24 protein-coding genes are annotated in these 23483 nt (G+C 71.7%); 13 read left to right on the top strand and 11 right to left on the bottom strand.

Going from position 1 to position 23483, the window contains the following annotated elements; genetic code table 11:
- The first annotated feature begins 223 nt into the window (after positions 1 to 223).
- The 7 genes from ACTMTU_RS17900 (at position 224) to ACTMTU_RS17870 (ending at position 6560) form a co-directional block, all read left to right on the top strand.
- Positions 224 to 994 carry an IclR family transcriptional regulator gene (locus tag ACTMTU_RS17900; protein ID WP_441264458.1) on the top strand — a complete coding sequence of 257 codons (771 nt, stop codon included), beginning with the start codon at positions 224 to 226 and terminating at the stop codon, positions 992 to 994.
- Between the two features lie 2 nt (positions 995 to 996).
- A complete protein-coding gene (locus ACTMTU_RS17895) occupies positions 997 to 1464 on the top strand; it encodes a GNAT family N-acetyltransferase (protein ID WP_441264457.1) in 468 nt (155 codons plus the stop codon).
- A 116-nt stretch (positions 1465 to 1580) separates the two neighbouring features.
- A complete protein-coding gene (locus ACTMTU_RS17890; RefSeq protein ID WP_441264456.1) occupies positions 1581 to 2558 on the top strand; it encodes a hypothetical protein in 978 nt (325 codons plus the stop codon).
- Positions 2555 to 3814, top strand: a complete 1260-nt coding sequence (locus tag ACTMTU_RS17885; protein ID WP_441264455.1) for a sensor histidine kinase — start codon at positions 2555 to 2557, stop codon at positions 3812 to 3814. Before ACTMTU_RS17890 ends, ACTMTU_RS17885 begins: the two co-directional genes overlap by 4 nt.
- Complete coding sequence (locus ACTMTU_RS17880) at positions 3811 to 4467, top strand: response regulator (RefSeq protein ID WP_441264454.1); 657 nt, start codon at positions 3811 to 3813, stop codon at positions 4465 to 4467. The genes ACTMTU_RS17885 and ACTMTU_RS17880 overlap by 4 nt, the downstream gene beginning before the upstream one ends.
- A 92-nt stretch (positions 4468 to 4559) precedes the next feature.
- Positions 4560 to 6008 (top strand): peptidoglycan D,D-transpeptidase FtsI family protein, encoded by a 1449-nt coding sequence (locus ACTMTU_RS17875; protein WP_441264453.1) that lies wholly within the window; start codon positions 4560 to 4562, stop codon positions 6006 to 6008.
- Positions 6009 to 6146: 138 nt separating this feature from the next.
- Positions 6147 to 6560 (top strand): hypothetical protein, encoded by a 414-nt coding sequence (locus ACTMTU_RS17870; protein WP_441264472.1) that lies wholly within the window; start codon positions 6147 to 6149, stop codon positions 6558 to 6560.
- Positions 6561 to 6581: 21 nt separating this feature from the next.
- Here the strand turns inward: ACTMTU_RS17870 and ACTMTU_RS17865 are convergent, their stop codons facing one another.
- Entirely contained in the window at positions 6582 to 7718 is a 1137-nt protein-coding gene (locus tag ACTMTU_RS17865; RefSeq protein ID WP_441264452.1) for a hypothetical protein, read from the bottom strand.
- Positions 7715 to 8659, bottom strand: a complete 945-nt coding sequence (locus ACTMTU_RS17860; protein ID WP_441264451.1) for a 5-dehydro-4-deoxyglucarate dehydratase — start codon at positions 8657 to 8659, stop codon at positions 7715 to 7717. The genes ACTMTU_RS17865 and ACTMTU_RS17860 overlap by 4 nt, the downstream gene beginning before the upstream one ends.
- Before the next feature lie 240 nt (positions 8660 to 8899).
- On the opposite strand from ACTMTU_RS17860, the gene ACTMTU_RS17855 reads away from it, so the two are divergent.
- Genes ACTMTU_RS17855 through ACTMTU_RS17845 form a run of 3 tightly spaced genes read left to right on the top strand, consistent with a single transcriptional unit; the run spans position 8900 to position 11244 of the window.
- Positions 8900 to 9724 carry an NAD-dependent epimerase/dehydratase family protein gene (locus ACTMTU_RS17855; RefSeq protein ID WP_441264450.1) on the top strand — a complete coding sequence of 275 codons (825 nt, stop codon included), beginning with the start codon at positions 8900 to 8902 and terminating at the stop codon, positions 9722 to 9724.
- 53 nt (positions 9725 to 9777) lie between these two features.
- Complete coding sequence (locus tag ACTMTU_RS17850; protein ID WP_441264449.1) at positions 9778 to 9996, top strand: hypothetical protein; 219 nt, start codon at positions 9778 to 9780, stop codon at positions 9994 to 9996.
- A gap of 45 nt (positions 9997 to 10041) precedes the next feature.
- Complete coding sequence (locus tag ACTMTU_RS17845; RefSeq protein WP_441264448.1) at positions 10042 to 11244, top strand: TerD family protein; 1203 nt, start codon at positions 10042 to 10044, stop codon at positions 11242 to 11244.
- A gap of 69 nt (positions 11245 to 11313) precedes the next feature.
- Here the strand turns inward: ACTMTU_RS17845 and ACTMTU_RS17840 are convergent, their stop codons facing one another.
- From ACTMTU_RS17840 to ACTMTU_RS17830, 3 genes are all read right to left on the bottom strand, one after another.
- A complete protein-coding gene (locus ACTMTU_RS17840) occupies positions 11314 to 11544 on the bottom strand; it encodes a hypothetical protein (RefSeq protein ID WP_037775011.1) in 231 nt (76 codons plus the stop codon).
- A gap of 167 nt (positions 11545 to 11711) precedes the next feature.
- Positions 11712 to 13139, bottom strand: a complete 1428-nt coding sequence (locus ACTMTU_RS17835; RefSeq protein ID WP_441264447.1) for an alkaline phosphatase PhoX — start codon at positions 13137 to 13139, stop codon at positions 11712 to 11714.
- Between the two features lie 1270 nt (positions 13140 to 14409).
- Entirely contained in the window at positions 14410 to 15858 is a 1449-nt protein-coding gene (locus ACTMTU_RS17830; protein ID WP_441264446.1) for a hypothetical protein, read from the bottom strand.
- Between the two features lie 286 nt (positions 15859 to 16144).
- Between ACTMTU_RS17830 and ACTMTU_RS17825 the strand changes: the two genes are divergently transcribed.
- Complete coding sequence (locus tag ACTMTU_RS17825; RefSeq protein WP_441264445.1) at positions 16145 to 17992, top strand: endonuclease/exonuclease/phosphatase family protein; 1848 nt, start codon at positions 16145 to 16147, stop codon at positions 17990 to 17992.
- Between the two features lie 27 nt (positions 17993 to 18019).
- Here the strand turns inward: ACTMTU_RS17825 and ACTMTU_RS17820 are convergent, their stop codons facing one another.
- A complete protein-coding gene (locus ACTMTU_RS17820) occupies positions 18020 to 18655 on the bottom strand; it encodes a DUF4232 domain-containing protein (protein WP_441264444.1) in 636 nt (211 codons plus the stop codon).
- A 130-nt stretch (positions 18656 to 18785) separates the two neighbouring features.
- On the opposite strand from ACTMTU_RS17820, the gene dapA reads away from it, so the two are divergent.
- A complete protein-coding gene (gene dapA, locus ACTMTU_RS17815; RefSeq protein ID WP_441264443.1) occupies positions 18786 to 19706 on the top strand; it encodes a 4-hydroxy-tetrahydrodipicolinate synthase in 921 nt (306 codons plus the stop codon).
- On the opposite strand, the gene ACTMTU_RS17810 is transcribed toward dapA, so the two are convergent.
- Both ACTMTU_RS17810 and dapD read right to left on the bottom strand, forming a co-directional pair.
- Positions 19691 to 19894, bottom strand: coding sequence for a hypothetical protein (locus ACTMTU_RS17810; RefSeq protein ID WP_441264442.1), 204 nt, complete (start codon positions 19892 to 19894; stop codon positions 19691 to 19693). The genes dapA and ACTMTU_RS17810 overlap by 16 nt on opposite strands.
- Positions 19895 to 20016: 122 nt before the next feature.
- On the bottom strand, positions 20017 to 21009 hold the full coding sequence (gene dapD, locus ACTMTU_RS17805; RefSeq protein WP_307705762.1) for a 2,3,4,5-tetrahydropyridine-2,6-dicarboxylate N-succinyltransferase: 993 nt from the start codon (positions 21007 to 21009) through the stop codon (positions 20017 to 20019).
- A 140-nt stretch (positions 21010 to 21149) separates the two neighbouring features.
- On the opposite strand from dapD, the gene ACTMTU_RS17800 reads away from it, so the two are divergent.
- The gene (locus ACTMTU_RS17800) at positions 21150 to 22220 is read left to right on the top strand and encodes a DUF7847 domain-containing protein (protein WP_441264441.1); all 1071 of its coding nucleotides are present in this window, start codon (positions 21150 to 21152) and stop codon (positions 22218 to 22220) included.
- Between the two features lie 33 nt (positions 22221 to 22253).
- Here the strand turns inward: ACTMTU_RS17800 and ACTMTU_RS17795 are convergent, their stop codons facing one another.
- Genes ACTMTU_RS17795 through sufU form a run of 3 tightly spaced genes read right to left on the bottom strand, consistent with a single transcriptional unit; the run spans position 22254 to position 23481 of the window.
- Positions 22254 to 22619, bottom strand: coding sequence for a VOC family protein (locus ACTMTU_RS17795; protein ID WP_441264440.1), 366 nt, complete (start codon positions 22617 to 22619; stop codon positions 22254 to 22256).
- A gap of 53 nt (positions 22620 to 22672) precedes the next feature.
- Positions 22673 to 23011, bottom strand: a complete 339-nt coding sequence (locus ACTMTU_RS17790) for a metal-sulfur cluster assembly factor (RefSeq protein ID WP_441264439.1) — start codon at positions 23009 to 23011, stop codon at positions 22673 to 22675.
- Positions 23008 to 23481 carry a Fe-S cluster assembly sulfur transfer protein SufU gene (gene sufU, locus ACTMTU_RS17785; protein WP_005319012.1) on the bottom strand — a complete coding sequence of 158 codons (474 nt, stop codon included), beginning with the start codon at positions 23479 to 23481 and terminating at the stop codon, positions 23008 to 23010. Before sufU ends, ACTMTU_RS17790 begins: the two co-directional genes overlap by 4 nt.
- Between the last annotated feature and the right edge of the window lie 2 nt (positions 23482 to 23483).

The following is a 23483-nucleotide window of genomic DNA, read 5'->3' as shown; positions in this document are numbered from 1 at the left end:
GCGTCCACCTCCCCCACCGACGCCTCCACCCCGACCCGCTCCCGCCGCTTCCCGCTACGGGGGTCGACACTCCAGACTGGTGCTGCTGCCACGGCGGCTTCCTTCCGGCCGGTCTCTGCCACCCACCGGAGTTGTTCGGTATTCTGAACAGCGTTCCTGGTGGTGAATATGCTGGGGACTCTATTTCCGGGCGTTCCGCACGGTCAAGAAGGGGCGTACAGCAATGTCAGTTGCCGATTCCGGTGGGGCACAGGTCAAGTCCGCAGTGCGGACGGTGGAGTTGCTCGAGTACTTCGCCGGACGGCCCGGCATGCACTCCCTCGCCGCGGTCCAGGAAGCCGTCGGCTATCCCAAGTCCAGCCTGTACATGCTGCTGCGCACCCTCGTGGAGCTCGGCTGGGTGGAGACGGACGCGACGGGGACCCGGTACGGCATCGGGGTGCGCGCCCTGCTGGTCGGGACGTCGTACATCGACGGCGACGAGGTCGTGGCCGCCGCCAGGCCCACCCTGGACCGGCTCTCCGACGACACCACGGAGACTATCCACCTCGCACGCCTCGACGGCACGAACGTGGTCTACCTGGCGACCCGGCAGTCCCAGCACTATCTGCGCCCCTTCACGCGCGTGGGACGGCGGCTGCCCGCGCACTCCACCTCGCTCGGCAAGGCGCTGCTCGCCACCTACAGCGACGAGCAGGTGCGCAAGATGCTGCCGGAGACGCTCGCGCCGCTGACCGAGCACACCATCACCGACCGCGAGAAGCTCATCGAGGAGCTCCACCTCATCCGCGAGCAGGGCTACGCCGTGGACCGCGAGGAGAACACGCTCGGGCTGCGCTGCTTCGGCATCGCCATCCCGTACCGCACTCCGGCGCGCGACGCGATCAGCTGCTCGGTGCCGGTGGCGAGGCTCACGCCGGCGCACGAGCAGATGATCAAGGACGCGTTGTTCGACGCCCGCGACCGGCTCACCCTGGCGACCCGGAGGCTCTGACCGTGGACGTGATCCTGCGTGAGGTCCAGGACAGTGATCTCCCGGTGTTCTTCCGGCACATGAGTGACCCGGAGTCCAACCGGATGGCCGCCTTCACCAGCGAGGACCCGACGGACCGGGCAGCGTTCGACGCCCACTGGGCGCGGATCCGGGCGTCGGACGCGGTGATACGGACGGTCGTCGCCGACGGCGAGGTGGTCGGCCACACCGCCGTGTACGGGCCGCCGGAGGAGCGGGAGGTCACCTACGTCATCGACCGCGCGCACTGGGGGCGCGGCATCGCCACGCTGGCGCTGCGCGCGCTGCTGGAGGTCGTACCGACCCGTCCGCTGCACGCGCGTGCGGCGGCGGACAACGCGGGCTCCGTCCGGGTGCTGCGCAAGTGCGGCTTCCTGGTGACCGGCCACGACCGGGGGTTCGCCAACGCGCGGGGCGAGGAGACGGACGAGGTGGTCCTGACACTGGCGTGACGCCCCGCCGCCACGGCCGGGGCAAGCCGCACGGCGGCGCCGCTCCCCCGCGCGGTGGAGGCGGATCGTCACGGAGCAGGAGGTGGAGGGCCGGCGGCCACGGGAGCGTTGGGGGCATGACAACGACCTCGGCCGGGACCGGCCTCTCCCTGCGACACCGCCCCCTCACGGCCGCGCTGCGTGCCGTCGCGATCGTGGCCTGCCTGCCGTACCTCGGGCTCAAGATCGCCTGGATCGCGGGCAGCCGTGTCGGCATTCCCGAGGGCAGCGCCCTCCTGGACCACCGTCTGGTGATGGCCGTCGCCAACAGCGTGACCGTACTGATGGACGCGTCCGTCGTGGTGCTGGCTCTGCTGCTCACCCGGCCGTGGGGAGAGCGGGTGCCCGCGTGGCTGCTGGCGGTGCCGATGTGGGCCGCCACCGGGCTTCTCGCGCCGATCATGGTCGGGTTCCCGGTGCAGCTGGCCGGCACGGCCATCGGCGGCAGCGCGGCACCGGCCGCCGCGGAGGAGCCGTTCCTGCACGACTGGGTGTTCGGCGTCGTGTACGGCGGTTTCATCCTCCAAGGACTCGCCCTGGGCACGCTGTTCGTGCTCTACGCCGGAAAGCGCTGGGGTCATCTGTGGCGCGGCAGGGTGTGGGAGCTGCCGACCGGTGCGACGGGCACCTTCATGCGGGTGACCGCCGTCGCCGGCTCACTGCTCGCCCTGTTCCCCGCGGTCATGCACGCGCTGTGGGCCGTCGGCGGGACCGTCGCGCTCCCCGCCGACCGAGTGCTGCAACGCACTACGCCCTTCTACCTGTTGGAGGGTGTCCGCGTCGGCTTCGCGGTGCTGGCGGTCGCCGGTGTGCTGCTGCTCGCCTTCCGGCTGCGCCCCGCCCTGTCGGTGCGCGGGCCGTTGGCCGCGGCCTGGGTCGGGGCGAGCGCGCTGGGCGCCTGGGCGGGCTGGATGATCCTCGGCGCGCTCATGCCCGAGTCGGACGAGGGAAAGCAGACCCCGGCGCTGCTGATGCTCACCTACGCTGGGGAGATGATCTCCGGTCTGCTGCTCACCTGCGCCGTCGCCTCGCTGCTGCGCAGGCGCGGCGCATGACCCGACCGGGCCCGGTACTGCGGTCCGCCGCTCGGGCGCTGTTCGGCAGCCGGGCCCGGCTGCGCTGGGTCCATCTGGTGCTCGGCGGCGCGTTGTTGATGCCGTTCTGGCTGGTCGGCACGGTGGTCGTGGGCCCGCTGACGGACGCGTCGAACTTCTTCGCGGGCTCCCTGGCGCTCCAGTTCGGCGCGTACGCCGTGGCGTTGCCGCTCGCCGCTGTCGCCGGGCTGTTCCCCATGGCCAGGCCGCTGTCGGTGGTCGTCGCCCGCACGCTGTGCGGCGTTCCCGGCGAGCGGCTCGCGGACGGGCAGGCACGCAGCCGGGCCGCCCGGGTTCGCACCGCGGGCTGGTTCACCCTCCACCTCGGGGTGGGGGCGCTGATCAGCGGGGCGTCCCTCGCGCTGCCGCCCTTCGCCGTCGGACTGATCCTCTCCCCGGTGTTCCCGGCCGTACGGGACTACCTGCGCGTGCCGCACGACGCCTGGTGGTCGCTGCTGCTGGTGCTCGCCGGAACCGGGATGCTGCTGGCGCTCGCGGCCGTGTCCGCGGCCACCGGGGCGCTGCTGGCCCGCCAGGCGCCGGTGCTGCTCGGCCCGACCCCCGCCGACCGGCTGGCCGCGGCCGAGCGGCGGGCGACCGAGCTCGCGGAGCGCAACCGCCTCGCCCGTGAACTGCACGACTCCGTGGGCCACGCGCTGTCCGCCGTCACGCTCCAGGCCGGGGCGGCCCGCAAGGTGCTGGGCAGCGGCCGGGCCGCCGACGTGGAGTTCGTACGGGAGGCGCTGGCCGCGATCGAGGAGACCACCCGCCGCACGGTGGGCGAGCTGGACGCCGTGCTCGGCCTGCTGCGCCAGGACGGCGACGCCCGACTCGGCGGACCGACGCTGGCGGCCCTGGAGGGGCTGCTGTCCCGCAGCGGTGTGGCCGTCACGCTGCACACGAAGGGCGCGCTCACGGCCGTGGCGGAGCCGGTCTCCCGCGAGGCGTACCGGATCGTCCAGGAGGGGCTGAGCAACGCCCTTCGCCATGCCGGGGCTTCACCGGTGACGCTGTGGATCGCCGCAGGAGACGAGGAGTTGGAGATCAGGATGGAGAATCCCGTGCCCGAGCGGGCCCCGGTGCAGCGCCCCGGCGGTGGCCGCGGGCTGCGCGGAGTCGCCGAACGGGCCGCGCTGCTCGGCGGGCAGGCGGCGGCCGGGCAGGACGACGGCGTGTGGCGGCTGTCGGCCCGGCTGCCGCTGGCGGGCCGCCGATGAGCACAGTACGGGTCGCCGTCGCCGACGACGAGCGGATGGTGCGCACCGCGCTGCGCGTGATCCTCGACGCGGAACCGGACCTCGAGGTCGTCGGCGAGGCGGCGACGGGCGCGGAGGCGGTGTCCGTGGTGCGCCGGCTGCGCCCGGACGTGGTGCTGATGGACGTGCGGATGCCGGAGATCGACGGCATCCGCGCCACCGAGCAGATCCTCTCCACGATGGACGAGCCGCCGCGGATCGTCGTCGTGACGACGTTCGAGAACGATGCGTACGTGTACGACGCGCTGCGCGCCGGGGCGGCCGGGTTCCTGCTGAAGCGGGCCGCGGCCGAGGAGCTGGTCCAGGCGGTCCGGCTGGTCGCGCGCAGCGACTCGCTGCTGTTCCCCGCGGCGGTGCGCTCGCTCGCCGCCGAGTACGGCCGCCGGCCTGCCGCGACCGCTCCGCCGTGGGCGGCGCGGCTGACCGGGCGGGAGGCGGAGGTGCTGCGGCTGATGGCCACCGGGCTGACGAACGCGGAGATCGCCGGCCGGATGGGTGTGGGCCCGGCGACGACGAAGACCCACGTCGCGGCGGTCCTGGGCAAGATCGGCGCCCGGGACCGTACACAGGCGGTGATCGCGGCGTACGAGTCGGGATTCATCTCGCCCCGCTGACCGGCGCCGGGCTCCCCGCCGCAGATGAGGAAGTCCTGAGAAAACGGACGGACGGGAACGAACCGCGCCGCGCCGCTCGTCCCTCGTACGGGATGAACAAGACGATCAGGCGTGCCGCCGTCTTCAGTCTGCTGCTGGTCCTCGCCCTGCTGGGGCGGGCGACCTGGGTGCAGGCGTACGAGGCGACGGCCCTCACGGACAACGACCGGAACCGGCGGAAGATCATCGCGCAGTACGCGCAGCCGCTGGGCGACATCATCGTGGCCGGCTCCGCCGTCACGGGCTCGCAGCGCACGGAAGGAGGCGATCTCGCGTACAAACGCTCCTACACCGACGGAGCGCTGTACTCGGCCGTCACCGGCTACAGCTCGCAGGCGTACGGGGCCACCCAGCTCGAGGGCATCTACTCCGGCATCCTCGACGGCACCGACCTCAAGCTGAAGAACCCGCTGGACACGCTCACGGACGAGCAGCAGGACCCCGGTGACGTGGTGACGACGATCGACCCCGCCGTTCAGAAGGCCGGCTTCGAGGCGCTCGGCGACACGAAGGGCGCCGCGGTAGCCATGGACCCGGAGACCGGGGAGATCCTCGGCATGGTCAGCACCCCGTCGTACGACCCGTCGACGATCAGCGGCACCCTGGACGGCGACGCCTGGCAGAAGCTGCTCGACGACGAGGAAAAGCCGCTGGTCAACCGGGCGCTGCGGCAGCCGCTGCCGCCTGGGTCGACGTTCAAGCTGGTCGTCGCGGCGGCCGCGCTGGAGGAGGGCCTGTACTCGTCCGTCGACGAGCGGACCGACAGCCCGGACCCCTACCGCCTGCCCGGCACGGTCACGGACCTGGAGAACGAGAACCCGTCCGCGCCCTGTGAGAACGCCACGATCCGGACCGCGCTGCGGTACTCGTGCAACAACGTCTTCGGCAAGATGGCCGTCGACCTCGGGCAGGACAAGGTACGGGAGACGGCGGAGAAGTTCGGCTTCAACGACGAGAAGCAGGACGTGCCGGTACGGGCCTCTGCGAGCGTGTACCCGTCCGGGATGAACGCGTCGTCGACCGCGCTGACCGGCATCGGGCAGTTCGACGTGACGGCGACTCCGCTCCAGATGTCGCTGGTGTCGGCGGCCATCGCCAACGACGGGGTCATGGCCTCACCTCATATGGTCTCCAAGGTGGTGTCCGGGGACGGCGACACCCTCGAGTCCTTCGAGGACGGCGCCTCGCAGCGGATCATGTCGTCCGGGACGGCGGAGCAGTTGCGCAGCGCGATGGTGACGGTGGTCGAGGAGGGCACGGGCTCCAACGCGCGGATCCCCGGCCTGGAGGTCGGCGGCAAGACCGGCACGGCACAGCACGGCGAGAACAACAGCAAGACGCCGTACGCCTGGTTCACCTCGTACGCCAAGGATCCAGGCACCGGTAAGGCGGTCGCGGTGGCCGTGCTCATCGAGGACTCGGGCGCGGAGCGCTCCGAGGTCAGCGGCAACGGCCTGGCGGCCCCCGTGGCGCAGCGGATGATGGAGGCGGCGCTGAAGTGAGGAAGCGGCGCCGGACCGGCCCGTGAAGAACTCTGGGCGGCGGGGCGGGACGCGCGGTATGCAGGGGCCTTCACCATCCGTTCGGTGCCCCTGGAGAATCCTGTGCGCTTCCTGCCCCGCTCCCCTTCCGGCTGGACCATGGCGGTCTTCGGCGTCCTCGCGGCCGTGCTCGGTGTCCTCGGACTGATCACCCCCGATGTCCTGCTCGCCACCATGGGTTTCGAGCCCGTGCCCGGCTCCCGCCGCGCGGACGGGGACCACACTCCGGTCTTCGTCACCGCCTCCTCGATGGCCGCGGTCAATATGGGCGTCTACTACGTTCTGGCCTCCCTCGCCGACTGGAAGCCCTTCTTCCGCTGGACGGTTCCGTTCCGGCTGCTGACGTGCGCCGTCTTCACCCTGGCGGTGATAGGCGGCCGCGCCCCTTCGGGCTTCCTCGGTGTGGGCCTGTGGGAAGGGCTCGGCGCGGTGGCCACCGGTCTGGCCCTGCGTCTCGAACGCGGGCGCGGGGCCCGGCGGCAGGACCCGCTCCCGCTCGGCGCCCCGCAGTGAACCACCGCCCGCGCAGGCCCCCTACGCCAGCGCCGAGCGGACCGCCACCAGGTCCGCGTCGGACGCCAGGCCCGCGTGGTAGAGGCGGAGTTGGGTCGCGCCGAGGTCCGCCGCCCGCTTCGCGTCCGCGGCCAGCATGGTGGGCGCGCCCCCCATACCCGTCACCACGGTGAAGTTCGCGGCGAGCACGGTACGTTCCGTCGCGTGCTCCGCGAACGGGCCCAGCAGCCCCGGCCCGCCGGTGCACGGCACGACCACGCCGTCGGCGACCGACAGGATGTGCGCCGGATCCACTCCGGCGTTGGCGCCGCAGTGGTGCGCCACCGGGTCGGCGTGCAGCAGGACCTGGAAGCCCGCCGGGGCCGCGGCCCGCACCGCCGCGACGGCGGCCTCCTGGAGCGTCCGGGCCGTGCGGGTACGGAACTCCAGTACGGCGCCGGCCACTTCCGCGTCCAGCGGCTGTGCAGCGCCGCCCCGCCACAGCGGCTCCAGCGCGTCGCGCACCGACTCCGCGAGTCGCCCGGGGTCCACGCCCAGACCCTGGTACCCGTCCCGGCAGGCCGGGCAGAAGCAGAGGGACATCAGGTACTGCGCCGGACCGTCCAGGGCGACGCCCGCGATCTTGTCGTGGGCGTGCAGGTGGGACACCCCGTACCAGCCGCAGGATTCCAGCTCCGTGCCGCCGGCGCCCGGGCGGACGGCCGCCTCCGCCGCGAGCGACACGAGGTACTCCCGCACCTCGGGCTGCGCGATGCACGGCGCCCAGGCGTAGCGGTCACCGTAGGCGTTGACGACAGAGGTCCGCGGATGCTCGCCTCCCAGACGGGAGTTGTGGGCAAGGACGACCCAGGTGTGGACGTCGAGGCCGGCGTCCGCCAGCGCGGCGGCCGCCTCGCCGTAGGCGTCGCCCGGCGCCCACTCCCCCGCCGCGTACGGCCCGAGGCCGCGTCCCGCCCAGTGGCCCTCGTCGGGCGGGTAGTACACGGCGGCGTGTTCGGCGGTGACGATCCGGTGGGCGGGGTGACGCGAGGTCAGGGCCCGTGTGGAGTGGTAGGCGGAGGCCAGGGTGACCTGCCGGACGCCGAGGTCCGCAATGCGGGCGGCGGCGTCCGGGTCTCCCACGACGTCCCACGGGTACAGGAACGCCGAGGTCTTCATTCGCCGTCCTCCAGCAGCGCCCGGCCCTGTTCGATCAGCGCCGCGAGCGCCTCGACGTGCCGGTCGGCCGGCTCCGTCAGCGGCGGCCGCACCCCGCCGACGTCCAGACCTTCGAGCCGCACGCCCGCCTTCACGAGCGACACCGCGTATCCGCGCCCCTCGTTGCGCAGTTCGACGAGCGGTACGAAGAAGCCGTCGAGCAGGCGGTCGACCGTCTTGTCGTCGCCGCTTTCGAGGGCCCGGTAGAAGGCGAGTGCGATGTCGGGAGCGAAGGCGAAGACGGCGGAGGAGTACAGGGTGATGCCGATGCCGCGGTAGGCCGGTCCGGTGAGCTCGGCGGTGGGCAGCCCGTTGAAATAGAGGAAATCGCGATCCGGCAGTTCGCGGCGCACGGCGCTGACGATCCGCTGCATGAGGTCGAGGTCGCCGTGGCCGTCCTTGAGCCCGATGATCTTCTCGACGCGGGCCAGTTCGACCACGGTGCGGGGCGAGAAGATCGCGTTGTCACGCTGGTAGACGATGACGTCGAGCGACGTCGCGGCGGCCAGCCGGGTGTAGTGGTCCAGAAGCCCGGCCTGGTCGGCGACGACGAGATACGGCGGCATGGCGAGCAGTCCGTCCGCGCCCGCCTCCTCGGCGATCTGCGCGTACCGCTCGGCGAGGGCGGTGCCGTAGCCGGCTCCCGCGAGGACGGGCACCCGTCCCGCCGTCTCCTCGACGGCCACCACGACGCAGTCGCGGAACTCCTCCGGTGTGAGGGCATGGAACTCCCCCGTCCCGCAGCAGGCGAAGACGGCGGCCGCGCCGGCGTCGACGCCCTTCCTCACATGCGCGCGGAATGCTTCGAGGTCGAGGTCGCCGTCCGGTCCGTACGCGGTGACGGGGAAGAACAGCGGTCCCTTGACCCGGGTGAGCCGGGCTGCGAGCGGATCTGAGGTCACGGGCGCTCCCTGGGCCGTGCTCCGGGCTCCGAGCCCGTGCACAATTCTGATCGACGTCCATATTTCTGAACGCGATCCACGCTATGGCAGCCCCCTCGCGCCGGTCAAGACGGAAACCTGCATTCCAGGCACGGAATCACCCGCCCCGCGCGACACTTGACGCTGTCGGGGCCACTCCCTAGCGTGTCCACGCATGTGAATATCATCCATTCACTTGAGCGCACTCAAGGAGACCCGCCCATGCCCGCTGCCCGTACCGTCCTGCTCACCGGCGCAGCCGGTGGACTCGGCACCCTGATGCGCGGCCTGCTGCCCGCTTACGGCTACGAGCTCCGCCTGTTCGACGTCACCCCCATCGAGGGCGAGCCGGACGCGATCACCGCCGACCTCGCCGACAAGGCGGCCCTGCGCGAGGCGGTGCGTGGTGTGGACGCGATCATCCACCTCGCGGGCATCTCCCTCGAGGCGTCGTTCGACAAGATCCTCAAGGCCAACATCGAGGGGACGTACAACCTCTACGAGGCCGCACGGGACGAAGGGGTGAAGCGGATCGTCTTCGCCTCCAGCAACCACGCGGTGGGCTTCGTCCCGCGCCCCGAGGGCGACGCCCCCCACCCTCCCGAGGCGCTGATCCCGGTCGAGACCCGCCACCGGCCCGACACCTTCTACGGCCTGTCCAAGTGCTTCGGGGAGGACCTGGCCCAGCTTTACTGGGACCTGCACGGACTGGAGACCGTGTCCGTGCGCATCGGCTCCTGTTTCATGGAACCGACGTCCGTACGGATGCTCTCCGTCTGGATGAGCCCGGGTGACGGCGCCCGCCTCTTCCACGCGGCCCTCACCGCCGAGAACGTCGGTCACACCATCGTCCACGGGTCCTCCGCCAACACCCGCCTGTGGTGGGACCTGACCAGCGCCCGGGCCCTCGGCTACGAACCGCAGGACGACTCGGAGCAGTACGCGGAGAAGCTCATCGCCGAGCACGGGGAACTCGACCCGGACAACCCGGACCACGCGTGCCTGGGCGGCCACTTCACCACCCACCCGCCGCAGTGGCCGTACTGACCCCCGGGGAAAACCGCATGCCGCGCGCACTGGATTCCGCCACGATGGCGTCCATGGCGAGACCCTTCGGATTCACGTACACCCGGCTCGGCGACGGCACGGTCTCCATCAGCCACCGCGGCCGCGCGGCGGGGACCCTGCGCGGCACGCGCGCGGAGAAGTTCCTGGCGGAGGTGGGGTCCGGGGACGCGCAGCTGGTCATCGCGCGGTGGACCGGCGCCTACAAGTTCGGCAATGAGCGCGTGGCCAGAAATCATCCCCGTAACAGGTGAGAACGGTAAGGGAACGGTAAAGCGGACTCGCTCGTTACCCCAGTCATGACAGCTATGACCCCCGGCTCGAACATCCCCCTGACCGCCGCGCGCGTGGCGGTGGACGTCGCCGCTCCGGTGCGGCTCGACGTATCGGGCCTGCTGCTCACCGCCGACGGCAAGGTGCGCTCCGACGACGACTTCATCTTCTACAACCAGCCGCAGGGCCCCGGCGTGAGCTACCGCTCCGGCGGCGGCTCCGCGCCCGACGCGATCGTGGTCGACACCACGGCCGTGCCGCCCGGCATCGAGAAGATCGTCGTCACGGCGAGCCCGGACGCGGCGGGCCAGACCTTCCAGGGCATCGAGCCCACCGCGACCATCCGCAACGCCGACGACGGCAGCGCCCTCGCCACCTTCACCCCGCCGCAGCTCGGCGCGGAGACCGCGCTGGTGGTCGTCGAGATCTATCTGCGCGGCGGCGTCTGGAAGGCCCGCGCGGTCGGCCAGGGCTACGCGAACGGCCTGGCGGGCATCGCCACGGACTTCGGCGTCTCGGTCGACGAGGAGCCCGCGGCCGCCCCGGCCGCCCCTCAGGCGACCGCCCCGCCCGTCACCGCGGCGCCGCCCGCCGACCCGCGGGTCGCCGCGACCCCGCCGCCGCCCGCCGCCCCGCCCGCCGCGCCCACCGGGAAGATCAACCTGGACAAGGGCCGGGTCAGCCTGCAGAAGAACCAGACGGTGTCCCTGGTCAAGGGCGGCCGTCCGCTGCTCTCCCAGGTCAAGATGGGCCTCGGCTGGGAGCCGGCGTTCCGCGGCAAGGACATCGACCTCGACGCCTCCGTCATCGCCTACGGCCCGAACCGCAACCACCTGGACAGCTGCTACTTCGGCAAGCTCTCCATCCTGGGCGGCTCGATCAAGCACTCCGGCGACAATCTGACCGGTGAGGGCGCGGGCGACGACGAAGTCATCGTCGTGGATCTCGGTCGGCTGCCCGCCGACGCGACGGGACTCGTCTTCACGGTCAACTCCTTCTCCGGCCAGAAGTTCACCGAGGTCGCCAAGGCCTACTGCCGGCTGATGGACGCCACGACCGGCGAGGAGCTCGTCCGCTTCGACCTGACCGCCGCGGAGCCGCAGACGGGCGTGATGATGGCCAAGCTGATCAAGCAGTTCTCCGGCGAGTGGGAGATGACCGCCATGGGCGACTTCGTGAAGTCGCGCACCGTGCGGGGCATGGTCAAGCCCGCCGCGCAGGCGCTCTGAAAAGTCCGCCGGGGGTGCCCGTCGCTGTGCGGCGGACACCCCCGGCGGGGAAAAAACTGAAAAGCGTGCTCAGAGTTTGGCCAGTTTGGAGAACGGACTGAGGATGCGGCCCTGCCTGCCGGAGAAGTCGACGAGCACAGCGGCATTGTCGCCTTCCACGGCGAGGACTCTTCCGAGACCGAACTGATCGTGGGACACCCTGTCGCCCGCTTCAAAGCATTCGATCGGCGGCTCTTCCAGGGACGGACGGTTGAAGGGGCTGGACGGCAGGTGGCGCCGGGAACCGGCTGACTTTGTCATTACGTTCAGTATGCGCCCCCGGCACCCCGCCACGCCACGCCCGAGCGCTGTCACTTCCGGGACGAACCGCCCGCCGGGCCCCGTTCGAGCAGCAGGACCCAGCGGAAAGCGCCGTCTGCGGGGCCGCGGAAAGTGGGCCGATTCACCGCCCACGATCCGCGGGAGCCTCAGTGGCGGCCGCCCTGACGCTTCCAGGGGCCGGTGATCGCGAACATGATCCCCGGCGTCTGGATGCTGGCGTACAGCGTCCGGCCGTCGGGCGAGAAGACGACACCGGCGAACTCGCTGAAGTCCGGGTCGTCCTCGGTGCCGACATTGAACTCGTTACGGGCGATCGGATACGTACGGCCACTGTCCGTGGCGCCGATCAGGTGCTGCACGCCCTCGCCGTCCTCGGCGATGATCAGACCGCCGTACGGGGAGACGGTGATGTTGTCCGGGCCGTCGTAGCCGTCCTTCGACGGGTCGGGGTTCACACCGAGGAGCACCTTCAGCGTCAGGGTCCGCCGGCGCGGGTCGTAGAACCAGACCTGGCCGTCGTGCTGCTCGGGGCTCTCCTCCCGGGCGTACGACGAGACGATGTAGACGCCGCCGTCGCCCCACCACATGCCCTCGAGCTTGCGGCCGCGGGTGACCTCGCCGTTCTTGAACTGCTTGCGCACGGAGACCGTCCTCGCGTCACGGTCCGGCACCTCCGTCCAGTCCACGCCGTACACCGTGCCGATCTTCGTGGCGCGGGCCAGGTCGTCGACGAACCGGCCACCGGAGTCGAAGCACTTGGCGGCCTGGAGCACACCGGCGTCGTCGCCGAGCGTGCGCAGCCGGCCGCGGCCGTGCTTGAAGCCGTGCGGCGGCATCCACCGGTAGAGCAGGCCGTTCGGGGTGTCGGCGTCCTCCGTGAGGTACAGGTGACCGCGCTTCGGGTCGACCACGACTGCCTCGTGGGCATACCGGCCGAGTGCCTTGACGGGCTCCGGCGCACGGTTGGCGCGGCGGTCGTACGGATCGACCTCGAAGACGTAGCCATGGTCCTTGGTCAGGCCGTTGCTGCCCGCCTTGTCCTCGGTCTCCTCACAGGTCAGCCAGGTACCCCACGGCGTGGTGCCGCCGGCGCAGTTCTGCACGGTGCCCGCGATTCCGACCCACTGCGCGACCTCGCCGCTGCGGTGGCTCTCCACGACGGTGCACCCACCGGGCGCGGCCGGGTCGTAGACCAGGCCTTCGGTGAGCGGCACGGGGTGCGCGATCTTCGCCCGCTCACCCTTGAGCTCATGGTTGACGACGAGCAGCGTCACACCACGCGGCCCCTCGAAGGTCGCGGTTCCGTCGTGCTTGCCGGGCGTGAACTCGCCCGACTCCAACGTGGTGACACCACTGCGGGTCAGAACGCGGTACGTGAACCCGGCGGGCAGCGCGAGCATGCCCGCGGGGTCGGGGATCAGCGGGCCGTAACCGGGCGCCTCGTTCCCATGGCGCTCCCCCTCCTCCGCGAGTGCGCCGGGGGCGGTGGCGAGCGACCCCACGGCACCGGTGAGGGCAACGCCCGCGCCGGTGAGAGCGGACTGCTTGGTGAATTCCCTGCGAGTGAGCGGCATCAAGTCTCCTGAGCTGCATCCGGCGGCTGATCCGGGCCACACCCTCGCGCGTGCGCACGAACGACGGTTGAACGTTGCACGACATCCCTCGGACGACGCGAAACGTTTCCCACCGGCGGCTCCGCCCCGGGGGTGGGCCGCCGCCCCCACGCCCCCGAAGGGGCAGCCCCGCGCGCCGGCGGACCGCCGACCCGGCCCCGGCGGGCACAGCAATCCGGCGACGCCACGATGACCGAGCCCCGTGGACGCTGCGCGGGGGCTCCACCCACCTTCCCCCGGCCGGGGGTGGGTTCCCGTGGGGCTGACGCCCTCGCACCTGCCCACCGCGTTACGCGGCGCGGCCCGGTGCCGCTGCGCGGGGCGTCTCCCCCACCCCGCCCCTTCCCGAAGCCGGGGCAAGCCCCGGACCCCTTGTGGCTGGCGCCCCCTTCCCCTCCCGGGGAGGGGGAAAGGGTTTTGTGGGGGCCGGCGCCCCCACACCCCCGAGCGGCAGCTTCGCGCCGCGCTACGGGCCCCTGCCGCCCGCCGACCGACCGGACACCGGCCCACAGAGCCCCGACCCGAGCTGCCGCCCCAAGGCGGGACAGCAGCCCCCGCATGGAGCTGCCCCGCCCAGAGCCTGACCGCCGCACTCGCGGCCCGAACCGAGCCGCTGCCGGCCCCAAGTCAGGAACTCCGCCCCTGCACCGAGCTGCCCCGCCCCGAGGCCTGACCACCGCCCCGCATGGAGCGACCACCGGCCTCACGGCCCACGAGACGCGCCCTTGCGCGGACCACCGGCCGGAAGGGGCGGCACCGTCGGGAGGGGGGCGGGGTCGTAGGAGGGGGGGTCCGGAAGTAAAGCGTCGCAACTCGCGCGAAGCGCGGTGAGGACAGCCATTCCGGACACCCCCCCTCCGGAGGCCCCGACACCCGGCACCCACCACCCGCGCAGCCACGCCCCGCACGGGGCAACGCACCGCACCGGGGCCACGCCCCGCACGGGCGCAAGGCAACCAGACCGGGCCACGCCCCGCCTGGACGGCGTCCCCGGACCAGGGCCCTTCAGGGGCGACACACACCGGGACCGAGCCCGCCCGCAGGGCGACACCCCCGGACCGGCCGGCCCCGTCACGGGCACACGCCCCGCTGGAGCGCCACGCGGGACCGAGGGGCCGGGCCTGCCCCCGCAGGCAGAAGCGCGACCGCCCCCGGGGACGTCACGTCACCTGGACCGCCCCGCCGCAGGGGCCACCCGCAACGGACCGGGCCCCGCCCGGAACCGCGAACGTCAGTGAGCCGAGCGGGACTTGAAGGCCGCCTTCCGCGCCTCCTTCGCCGTCGCCTTGTCCCGGTGCAGCCTCCCCATCGCCTCCAGCACATCCGCCGTCGCCGGATGCTCCACCCGCCACGCCGCGTCGAAGAACCCGGTGTGCCGGCCGACCAGCCCTTCGACCAGGTCCTGCAGTTCCGCGGCCTCACCGCCCGCCGCGAGCTGCGCGGCGATCGTGTCGATCGCCAGCCAGAAGATCATGGACTCCGGCGGCGCGGGCACGTCCGACGCCCCGTGTTCGGCGAGCCATACGCGGGCGAGGCCGCCGAGTCGGGGGTCGTCGAGCACGTCGCGCACCGCGGGCTCTGCGCGCCGCCCGACCAGGGTGAGCGCCTGCTGGCAGTGAAGGCGGCGCAGCGGCGCGCCCCGGTCGTCGCCGCGCGCGGCGGTGAGGAGTTCGCGGGCGGCGTCGGCGGCGTCGCGCCGGGCGAGCCACTGCTCGGTCTCCGCGCGGGCGGCGAGCTCGGGGTAGCGGGCGAGCCCGTCGAGCAGCACGTCCGCGCCCTTGTCGGCGAGGTCGCCGACCGCGGGTGCCTCGACTCCGGCCTCCAGCAGCCGGGCCCTGATGCCGTAGAGGCCGAGGGGGGTGAGCCGGACCATGCCGTAGCGGGTGACGTCCTCGTCGTCGCCGAGGGGCCCGGGTCCTTCCGCGGCGCTCTCCTCGGCCATCAACGCCTCGTCCACGGGCCGGTACTGGACGAGTCCGACGGGCTCCAGTACGCGGAACTGGTCGTCGAGGCGCATCATCGCCTCCGAGACCTGTTCCAGGACGTCGTCGGTCGGTTCTCCCATGTCGTCGGGGACGATCATCGACGCGGCAAGCACGGGCAGCGGGACGGGTCCCTCTTCTGCGGCCCTGTCGGAGACGGTGAGCAGGTAGAGGTTGCCGAGGACGCCTTCGAGGAACGCGGCTTCGCTTTCTGGGTCCCAGTCGAGCGCTTCGATGTCGATCTCACCGTCGTCGCCGACGACCGCGGAGATGTCGTCGAGGACGGGGGCGATGGCGTCGGCGAAGACGACGTCGAGGGCGTCGAGCCACAGTCCGAGGACGTCCTGCGGTGAACCGCCGGTGACGAGTGCGAGGTTGGCGCCGGCGACGGCGCCCGCGGTGTCGGAGTCGTCGTCGGGGTCCTCGGCGTCGACGAGGCCCGTGTCGACGGCGACGCGCCACGCCTCGCTCGCGCAGGCCTGGCCGTCCTCGTCCCCGGCGTCGAGTCCCAGCGCCTCGGCCGCCGCGGGGAGTTGCTCGTCGACGAGTTCACCGCCGACGCCGACCCGGGTCTGCGGGCCGGCCCAGCGTGCGAGCCTCACGGCCCGGGAGAGCAGCGGGGTGGCGAGTGCGTCCCGCGCCAGCTGCGCGTCCGAGTTCAGCCGTACCGGCGGCAGGGTGGGACGGTCTTGGGGCATCTGCTGGGTCTCCTCCGCGGCGTACCGGATCCGGGCGGCCTTGTGGGTGACTGGACGGCCCCCAGCGTAGACGTATTTCGTGCGGTTTCGCCGCGCCCGCCGGATCCGGCCGACCGGTCCGGCGACCGTGCCTCCGCCGGGGCGCGCGTTCATGTGGACTTAGGTCTCAGTACACCGGCCGACCCTTGACAAGTGGCCTGTTCAGCCAAGAGATTGACGCGCGTAGAACCTGCCCGGCCCCCCAGGGGTCCCGTGCACCCTCATCCCTCACCTCCGGAGAACCTTGATGCCTTCCTCCGTCGTACCGAGAACTACCGCCGTGGCGACCGTCGTGGCCGCCGCGCTGGCCGCCGGTCTGCTCGCCGGGTCCGCGAACGCCGCCGACGGCGCCACGGCCGCTGCCGCGCAGGTGCGTATCCACGACATTCAGGGCAGCACCCGCATTTCCCCGCTGGAGGGGAAGCAGGTCGCCGATGTGCCGGGCATCGTCACGGGTGTTCGGACCTACGGCTCCCGGGGTTTCTGGTTCCAGGACCCTGAGGCCGACGGTGACGCGGCGACCAGCGAGGGCGTCTTCGTCTTCACCAGCTCGGCGCCGAAGGTCGCGGTGGGCGACCGGGTCACCGTCTCCGGCACGGTCACGGAGTACGTCCCCGGGGGCGCGTCGTCCGGCAACCAGTCGCTGACCGAGATAACGAAGCCGACCGTCACCGTCGTGTCCTCCGGCCACGAGGTGCCCGCTCCCGTGACGGTCTCCGCCTGGTCGGTGCCTTCCGAGTACGCCCCGCAGGGCGACCCGGCGGCGGACGGAAGCATCAACGGCCTGCCCCTGGCCCCGCGTACGTACGCCCTGGACTACTACGAGTCCCTGGAGGGCACGAACGTCCGCGTCGGCACCTCGCGCGTGGTCGGCGCGACCGATCCGCATGCCGAGCTGTGGGTGACGGTGAAGCCGTGGGAGAACGACAACCGGCGCGGCGGCACGGTCTACGGCTCCTACGAGTCGCAGAACACCGGCCGCCTCCAGATCCAGTCGCTGATCCCGCTGGCGCAGCAGCCATTCCCGAAGGCGAACGTGGGTGACGTGCTCGCGGGCACCACGGAGGGCCCGCTGGACTTCAACCAGTACGGCGGCTACACGCTGACGGCCCGCACGCTCGGCACGGTCGAGGACCACGGTCTGACGCGTGAGCGGACCCGTCCGCAGCGCAACGGTGAACTGGCCGTGGCCACGTACAACGTGGAGAACCTGGACCCGTCCGACCCGCAGGAGAAGTTCGACGCGCTGGCGAAGGCCGTCGTGGAGAACCTGGCCTCGCCCGACATCCTCGCCCTGGAGGAGATCCAGGACGACACCGGCGCCACGAACGACGGCACGGTGTCGGCCGCCCGGACGGTCAAGAAGTTCACGGACGCGATCGCCGCGGCCGGCGGTCCCGCGTACGAGTGGCGTTCCGTCGACCCGGTGAACAACGAGGACGGCGGCCAGCCGGGCGGCAACATCCGCCAGGTGTTCCTCTTCAACCCGGAGCGGGTCTCCTTCACCGACCGCGCGGGCGGCGACGCGACGACGGCGACCGGGGTCGTACGGGAGCACGGCCGTGCCGCGCTCACCCTGTCCCCGGGCCGCATCGACCCGGCGAACGACGCCTGGGACGACAGCCGCAAGCCGCTGGCCGGCGAGTTCACCTTCCGGGGCCGTACGGTCTTCGTGGTCGCCAACCACTTCGGTTCGAAGGGCGGCGACGAGTCGCTGGTCTCGCACCACCAGCCGCCGAACCGTTCCTCCGAGGCGCAGCGGCTGAAGCAGGCTCAGGCCGTGAACGCCTTCGTCAAGGACGTCCTCGACGCCGACCACAAGGCGGACGTCGTCGTGCTGGGCGACATCAACGACTTCGAGTTCTCGGAGACGACCAAGGCCCTGACGGACGGCGGCGCCCTCTACCCGGCGATCAAGTCCCTTCCCCGGTCGGAGCGTTACTCGTACGTGTACCAGGGCAACAGCCAGGTGCTGGACCAGATCCTCACGAGCCCGTCGATCCGCGACTTCAGCTACGACAGCGTGCACATCAACGCCGAGTTCTCGGACCAGAACAGCGACCACGACCCGCAGGTGCTGCGCTTCCGCCCGTAGGCGTGTGCGACGCGCGGGGCCTGCGGCTCAGCCCAACAGGTCCCGCGCCCACGCGGTGACGTCGAGTTCCCCGGAGGTACCGATGTCCAGGCGGAACGGCAGCGTCTGCGGCGTCTCCCCTTCCCTCGGGGTGACCACCAGGTAGGCGCCTTCGGTGACCGGGTCGAAGGAGGTCACCCGGTTGTTCCAGTTGAGAACCGACTTCACGCTCTGTCCCGGCACGAGCGTCAGCGGCTTCGGCCCCTGGTCCCGCCCGGCGTCGGTGTACGGGTGGTCGTGGGTGATGGTCAGCTCCAGCGCCTCGCGGTTCTTGTCGAGGGCGCCGATCCGGGGATAGCCGTTGACGTCGTAGGGCCGCGTGCCGCAGTTCTTCAGCTCGAGGACGGTGGCCCGTCGTCCCATTGCCGTGTCGACGACGCCCGTGGTCACGACCACCCCCGAGCGGGGGCACGTGGCCGGGGTGGGCGGCGTCGACGGGGTCACGGCCGGCGAAGGGGCGCCGTACCGCGGGAACGTGGAGGGATCCAGCCGGTCCGCCTTCACTCTGTAGTCGCGGTCCCCGGACGCACCGGCGTCGCCCGAGCCCCCACAGCCGGCCAGCACTCCGGCGGCCGTCACAGCGGCAACCACGCCCGCCGCCGCCCGCCCGATCGTCCTCGGCATCCGTCCCCTCCCGTGGGCCGCCCCGTCCCCCGCCGATCATGTCAGGCACTCCGACCCTGTAGCGCTGCTTCACGGTTACCGGAAGCAGATTTCGCTGGAGCCGGGCCCCGGGCCGCCGCAGACTGCTGGCATGACCTCCTCTCCTCCCTTCGGCCGCGCCCTGTGCGCCATGGTCACGCCTTTCACCGCCGACGGTGCCCTCGATCTCGACGGGGCGCAGAGGCTGGCCGTCCGCCTCGTCGATGCCGGCTGCGACGGCCTGGTGCTGTCCGGCACGACCGGTGAATCACCGACCACCTCCGACGACGAGAAGGCAGCGCTCGTGCGGGCGGTCGTCCGGGCGGTCGGCGACCGGGCCGTCGTCGTCGCGGGCGTCGGCACCCCCGACACCCGGCACACCGTCGGACTGGCACGGGCCGCGGAGGCGGCGGGCGCGGCAGGGCTGCTCGTGGTGACTCCGTACTACAGCCGCCCCCCGCAGGCGGCCGTGGCCGCGCACTTCCGGCACGTGGCGGACTCCGTGGGCATCCCGCTGATGCTGTACGACATCCCCGGCCGCACGGGCACCCGCGTCGAGCCGGACACGATGCTGCGGCTCGCGGAGCATCCGAGGATCGTGGCCGTCAAGGACTGCGCCTACGACCTGCTCGGCAGCTCCAAGGTCATCGCGGGCGGCGGCCTGGCGTACTACTCGGGGTGCGAGGAGCTGAACCTGCCGCTGTACGCGGTGGGCGGGGCGGGTTTCGTCTCCACGGTGGCCAATGTGGCGGCCCCGCAGCTGCGGGGCGTCCTGGACGCCTACGACGCCGGCGACAACGCGGCCGCCACGGCGCTGCACCAGGCCACGCTGCCGCTCACCGAGTTGATGATGGCGTCCGGCCTGCCCGGCACGGTGACCGCGAAGGCGCTGCTCGGGGCGCTCGGACTGCCCGGCGGGCCGGTGCGCGAACCACTGCAGCCCGCCGCGCGCGAGGCGGTCGACGGGCTGCTGGCGGCGTACGGGGAGCTGACCGGCCGCCGGCTCGACGGGGTTCGTCAGTCGCGGACGTAGGTGCTGCCGAGAATCGCGGCGTGCTCCAGCACGTCCTCGAGAGGGTCGTCGATCTGCCCTGTCGAGACGAGGGAGACCCGGTGGCCGTTGTGCGCGTCGGTGTGCGTCTCGTCGGCGTGTGCGGCCCCGTGCGCGGACAGTCCCGCGAACAGGGCGCACAGGCCGAGAGTGGTCAGCTTGGTCTTCATGTCGGTTCCTCGCCTTGCCCATCGGGAATCGGTCGGGTGACTCCGCGTGTCCGGCCTGCTTATCGGCCTGCCGGGGATCGAAGTTACGCAGAGTCACACGATCGAGAGCGAGGTACCGCTGATCAGTTGTGGCTGTGCAGCACGTCGTTGAGGCCGCCCCAGACCGCGTTGTTCGGGCGGGCCTCCACGGTGCCGGTGACCGAGTTGCGGCGGAAGAGGATGTTGCTCGCGCCGGACAGCTCACGGGCCTTGACGATCTGCCCGTCGGGCATCGTGACGCGGGTGCCGGCCGTGACGTAGAGGCCGGCCTCGACGACGCACTCGTCGCCGAGCGCGATGCCGACGCCCGCCTCCGCACCGATGAGGCAGCGCTCGCCGATGGCGATGATCACGTTGCCGCCGCCGGACAGGGTGCCCATGGTGGAGGCGCCGCCGCCGATGTCGGAGCCGTCGCCGACGACGACGCCGGCGGAGATGCGGCCCTCGACCATCGACGTGCCGAGGGTGCCCGCGTTGAAGTTGACGAAGCCCTCGTGCATCACGGTCGTGCCCTCGGCGAGGTGCGCGCCGAGACGGACCCGGTCGGCGTCGGCGATGCGCACGCCCTTGGGCGCGACGTAGTCCGTCATCCGCGGGAACTTGTCGATCGAGGTGACCTGGAGGTGCAGGCCCTCCGCGCGGGCGTTCAGCCGCACGGTCTCCACCTGGTCGACGGCGACGGGCCCGAGGCTGGTCCACGCGACATTGGCGAGGAGGCCGAAGAGGCCGTCCAGGCTCTGCCCGTGCGGCTTCACGAGCCGGTGGGAGAGAAGGTGCAGACGCAGGTAGGCGTCGTGGGCGTCCAGCGGCTTGTCGTCGAGCGAGGCGATGACGGTGCGTACGGCGACGACCTCGACACCGCGTCGCGCGTCGGGGCCGACGGCCTTCGCGGCGGCGGCGCCGAGGAGCTCCACGGCCCGCTCTGCGGTCAGCCGCTCGGTACCGGCCGGACCGGGCTCGGCGACGAGCTCGGGGGCGGGGAACCATGTGTCGAGAACAACGCCGTCGTCGGTGACGGTGGCGAGGCCGGCGGCGACGGCGCCGGTGGTACGGGGTGCGGAAGACGTGTCGGTCATGACAGAAAACCTAACCGCCCTGGTGGCACCCGGGCTAACCGGTCTCAGTTGCCGGGCGCTACGGTGTGCCGACCGGGCCGCGGAGACGGCCCGGCAGCAGGCACTCGCAGGGATACGCAGAACATTCGGGGGGACGACCGATGTCATACGGAAGCACGCCGCCGTACCCGGGACCGGCCGGCCCTCCCGGCTGGGGCGGCTGGATGCCGCCGCCTCCCAAGCCTGGCGTCGTACCGCTCGCCCCGCTCCGTCTCGGCGACATCCTGGGCGGGGCGTTCGCGACGATCGGCCGCCACTGGAAGCAGCTGCTCGGCATGGCGTTCGCCGCGTACGGCGTGGCGCTCGTGGCCATCGCCGCGGCGATCGGCATCGCCTACGCGGCGCACGCCGACCGGCTCGAGCGGGTGCTGGACGCCGATGTCGCGCCCGGCTGGAACGACGTCGCGCCCGTCGTCCTCACCTTCGGAGCGGTCTACGTCTTCGGTCTGTTCGCGGTGCTCGTCGCCAACGCGCTGGTCTACGCGAGCTGCCCCGCCGTCCTCCAGGACGCGGTGCTGGGCCACCCGTCGACGTTCGGCCGGGTGTGGCGCCGCAGCATGCGACGGGTCTGGTCGGTGCTCGGCGCCGTCCTGCTCACCTCGCTGATCGTGGCGGTCCCCATGGTCCTGATCGGGACGGCCTTCGTGGCCGCCGTCATCACCCTCATCACGCTGTCCTCGGACGCCGGCGGTTTCGGCTGGCTCATCCTTGTCGGTTTCCTCGGTGCGCTGGTCACGGGCCCGCTGGCGGTCTGGCTCTGGGTGAAGTTCTCCCTCGCTCCGGCCGCCGCCGTCTTCGAGGGGCAGGGGGCCGTCGCGGCGATGACCCGCTCGTCCCGGCTGGTCCGCGGCGACTGGTGGCGGATCTTCGGCATATCGCTGCTGGCCTACGGCATGGCGGCGGTGGCGAGCTATGTGATCCAGCTGCCGTTCTCGTTCCTCAACATCCTCGGCCCGAGCCTCACGGAGGACGCGTCGACGAGCGGTGCCGCGCTGACCGTCGTCATCACCTCGATGGTCTTCTTCCTCGTCACCGTGCTGATCGGACAGGCCCTCACGGCCGCGTTCCCGCAGCTGGTGGTGAGCCTCCTCTACGTCGACCGGCGCATCCGCACCGAGAACCTGGCCCCGTCGCTCGCGGAGGCGGCCGCGGGGCCCCCTGCCGCGTACTAGGGCCCCGGACAGGGCCTGTCCGGGGCCGGGACCTTAGTCGAGCAGCGTCTTCTTCGGCCTCAGCACACAGAACTCGTTGCCCTCGGGATCGGCGAGGACGACCCAGGTGGCGTCGTCCCCCTGCCCGACCTCGACCTTGCCGGCGCCCAGACCGATGATCCGCTCCACCTCGGCGTCCCGGTCGTCGGGGCTCAGGTCGATGTGGAGCCGGTTCTTGACGGACTTGCGCTCCGGTACGGTAAGGAACACCATGCCGGGCAGCGCGCTCGGACCGGCGCCGATGACGATCTCTTCCGGGTCCTCGTAGAGGATGTGCCAATCGAGCACCTCCGCCCAGAACCGGGCGAGTTTCGGAGCGTCCTGGCAGTCGATCGCGATCTGGTACAGAGAAACGGCCATGCCCGCCAGTGTGCCTGGCGGGCATGGCCGTCGCAGTCCGTTGCCGGAAAGAGTCAGACGTTGAACCCGAGCGCCCGGAGCTGCTCACGGCCGTCGTCCGTGATCTTGTCGGGGCCCCACGGCGGCATCCAGACCCAGTTGATCTTCAGCTCGTTGACGATGCCGTCGGTCGCGGCCTTCGCCTGGTCCTCGATCACGTCGGTCAGCGGACAGGCCGCCGATGTCAGCGTCATGTCCAGCGTCGCGATGTTGGAGTCGTCGATGTGGATGCCGTAGATGAGGCCCAGGTTGACGACGTCGATGCCCAGCTCGGGGTCGACGACGTCGTACAGCGCCTCGCGGACCTCCTCCTCGGACGCCGGCTTCGTGAGGGTGGTCTCGTTGTCGCTCATGCGGTCTTCCTCGCAGCCTTGTCGCGGTCTTCGCCCATCGCCTGGGCCGTCGCGTCCTTCCACGCCATCCAGCTCAGCAGCGCGCACTTCACACGGGCGGGGTACTTGGAGACGCCGGCGAACGCGACCGCGTCCTCCAGCACCTCCTCCATCGCGTCGTCCGGCTCGATCTGCCCCTTGGACTGCATCAGCTCCAGGAAGGTGCCCTGGATCTTCTGCGCCTCCGCGAGCTCCTTGCCGACCAGAAGTTCGTTCAGGACAGAGGCGCTGGCCTGGCTGATGGAACAGCCCTGGCCCTCGTAGGACACGTCCTCGATACGCGATCCGTCGTACTTCACACGGAGGGTGATCTCGTCGCCGCACGTCGGGTTGACGTGGTGCACCTCGGCGTCCCCGTCCCGCAAGCCCCGCCCGTGGGGGTGCTTGTAGTGGTCCAGGATGACGTCCTGGTACATCGAATCCAGCTTCACAA

Origin of the sequence: Streptomyces sp. OZ13 (genome assembly GCF_052068155.1) — a bacterium.
GTDB lineage: Bacteria > Actinomycetota > Actinomycetes > Streptomycetales > Streptomycetaceae > Streptomyces.
This window is presented reverse-complemented; position numbering and strand designations above follow the sequence as displayed.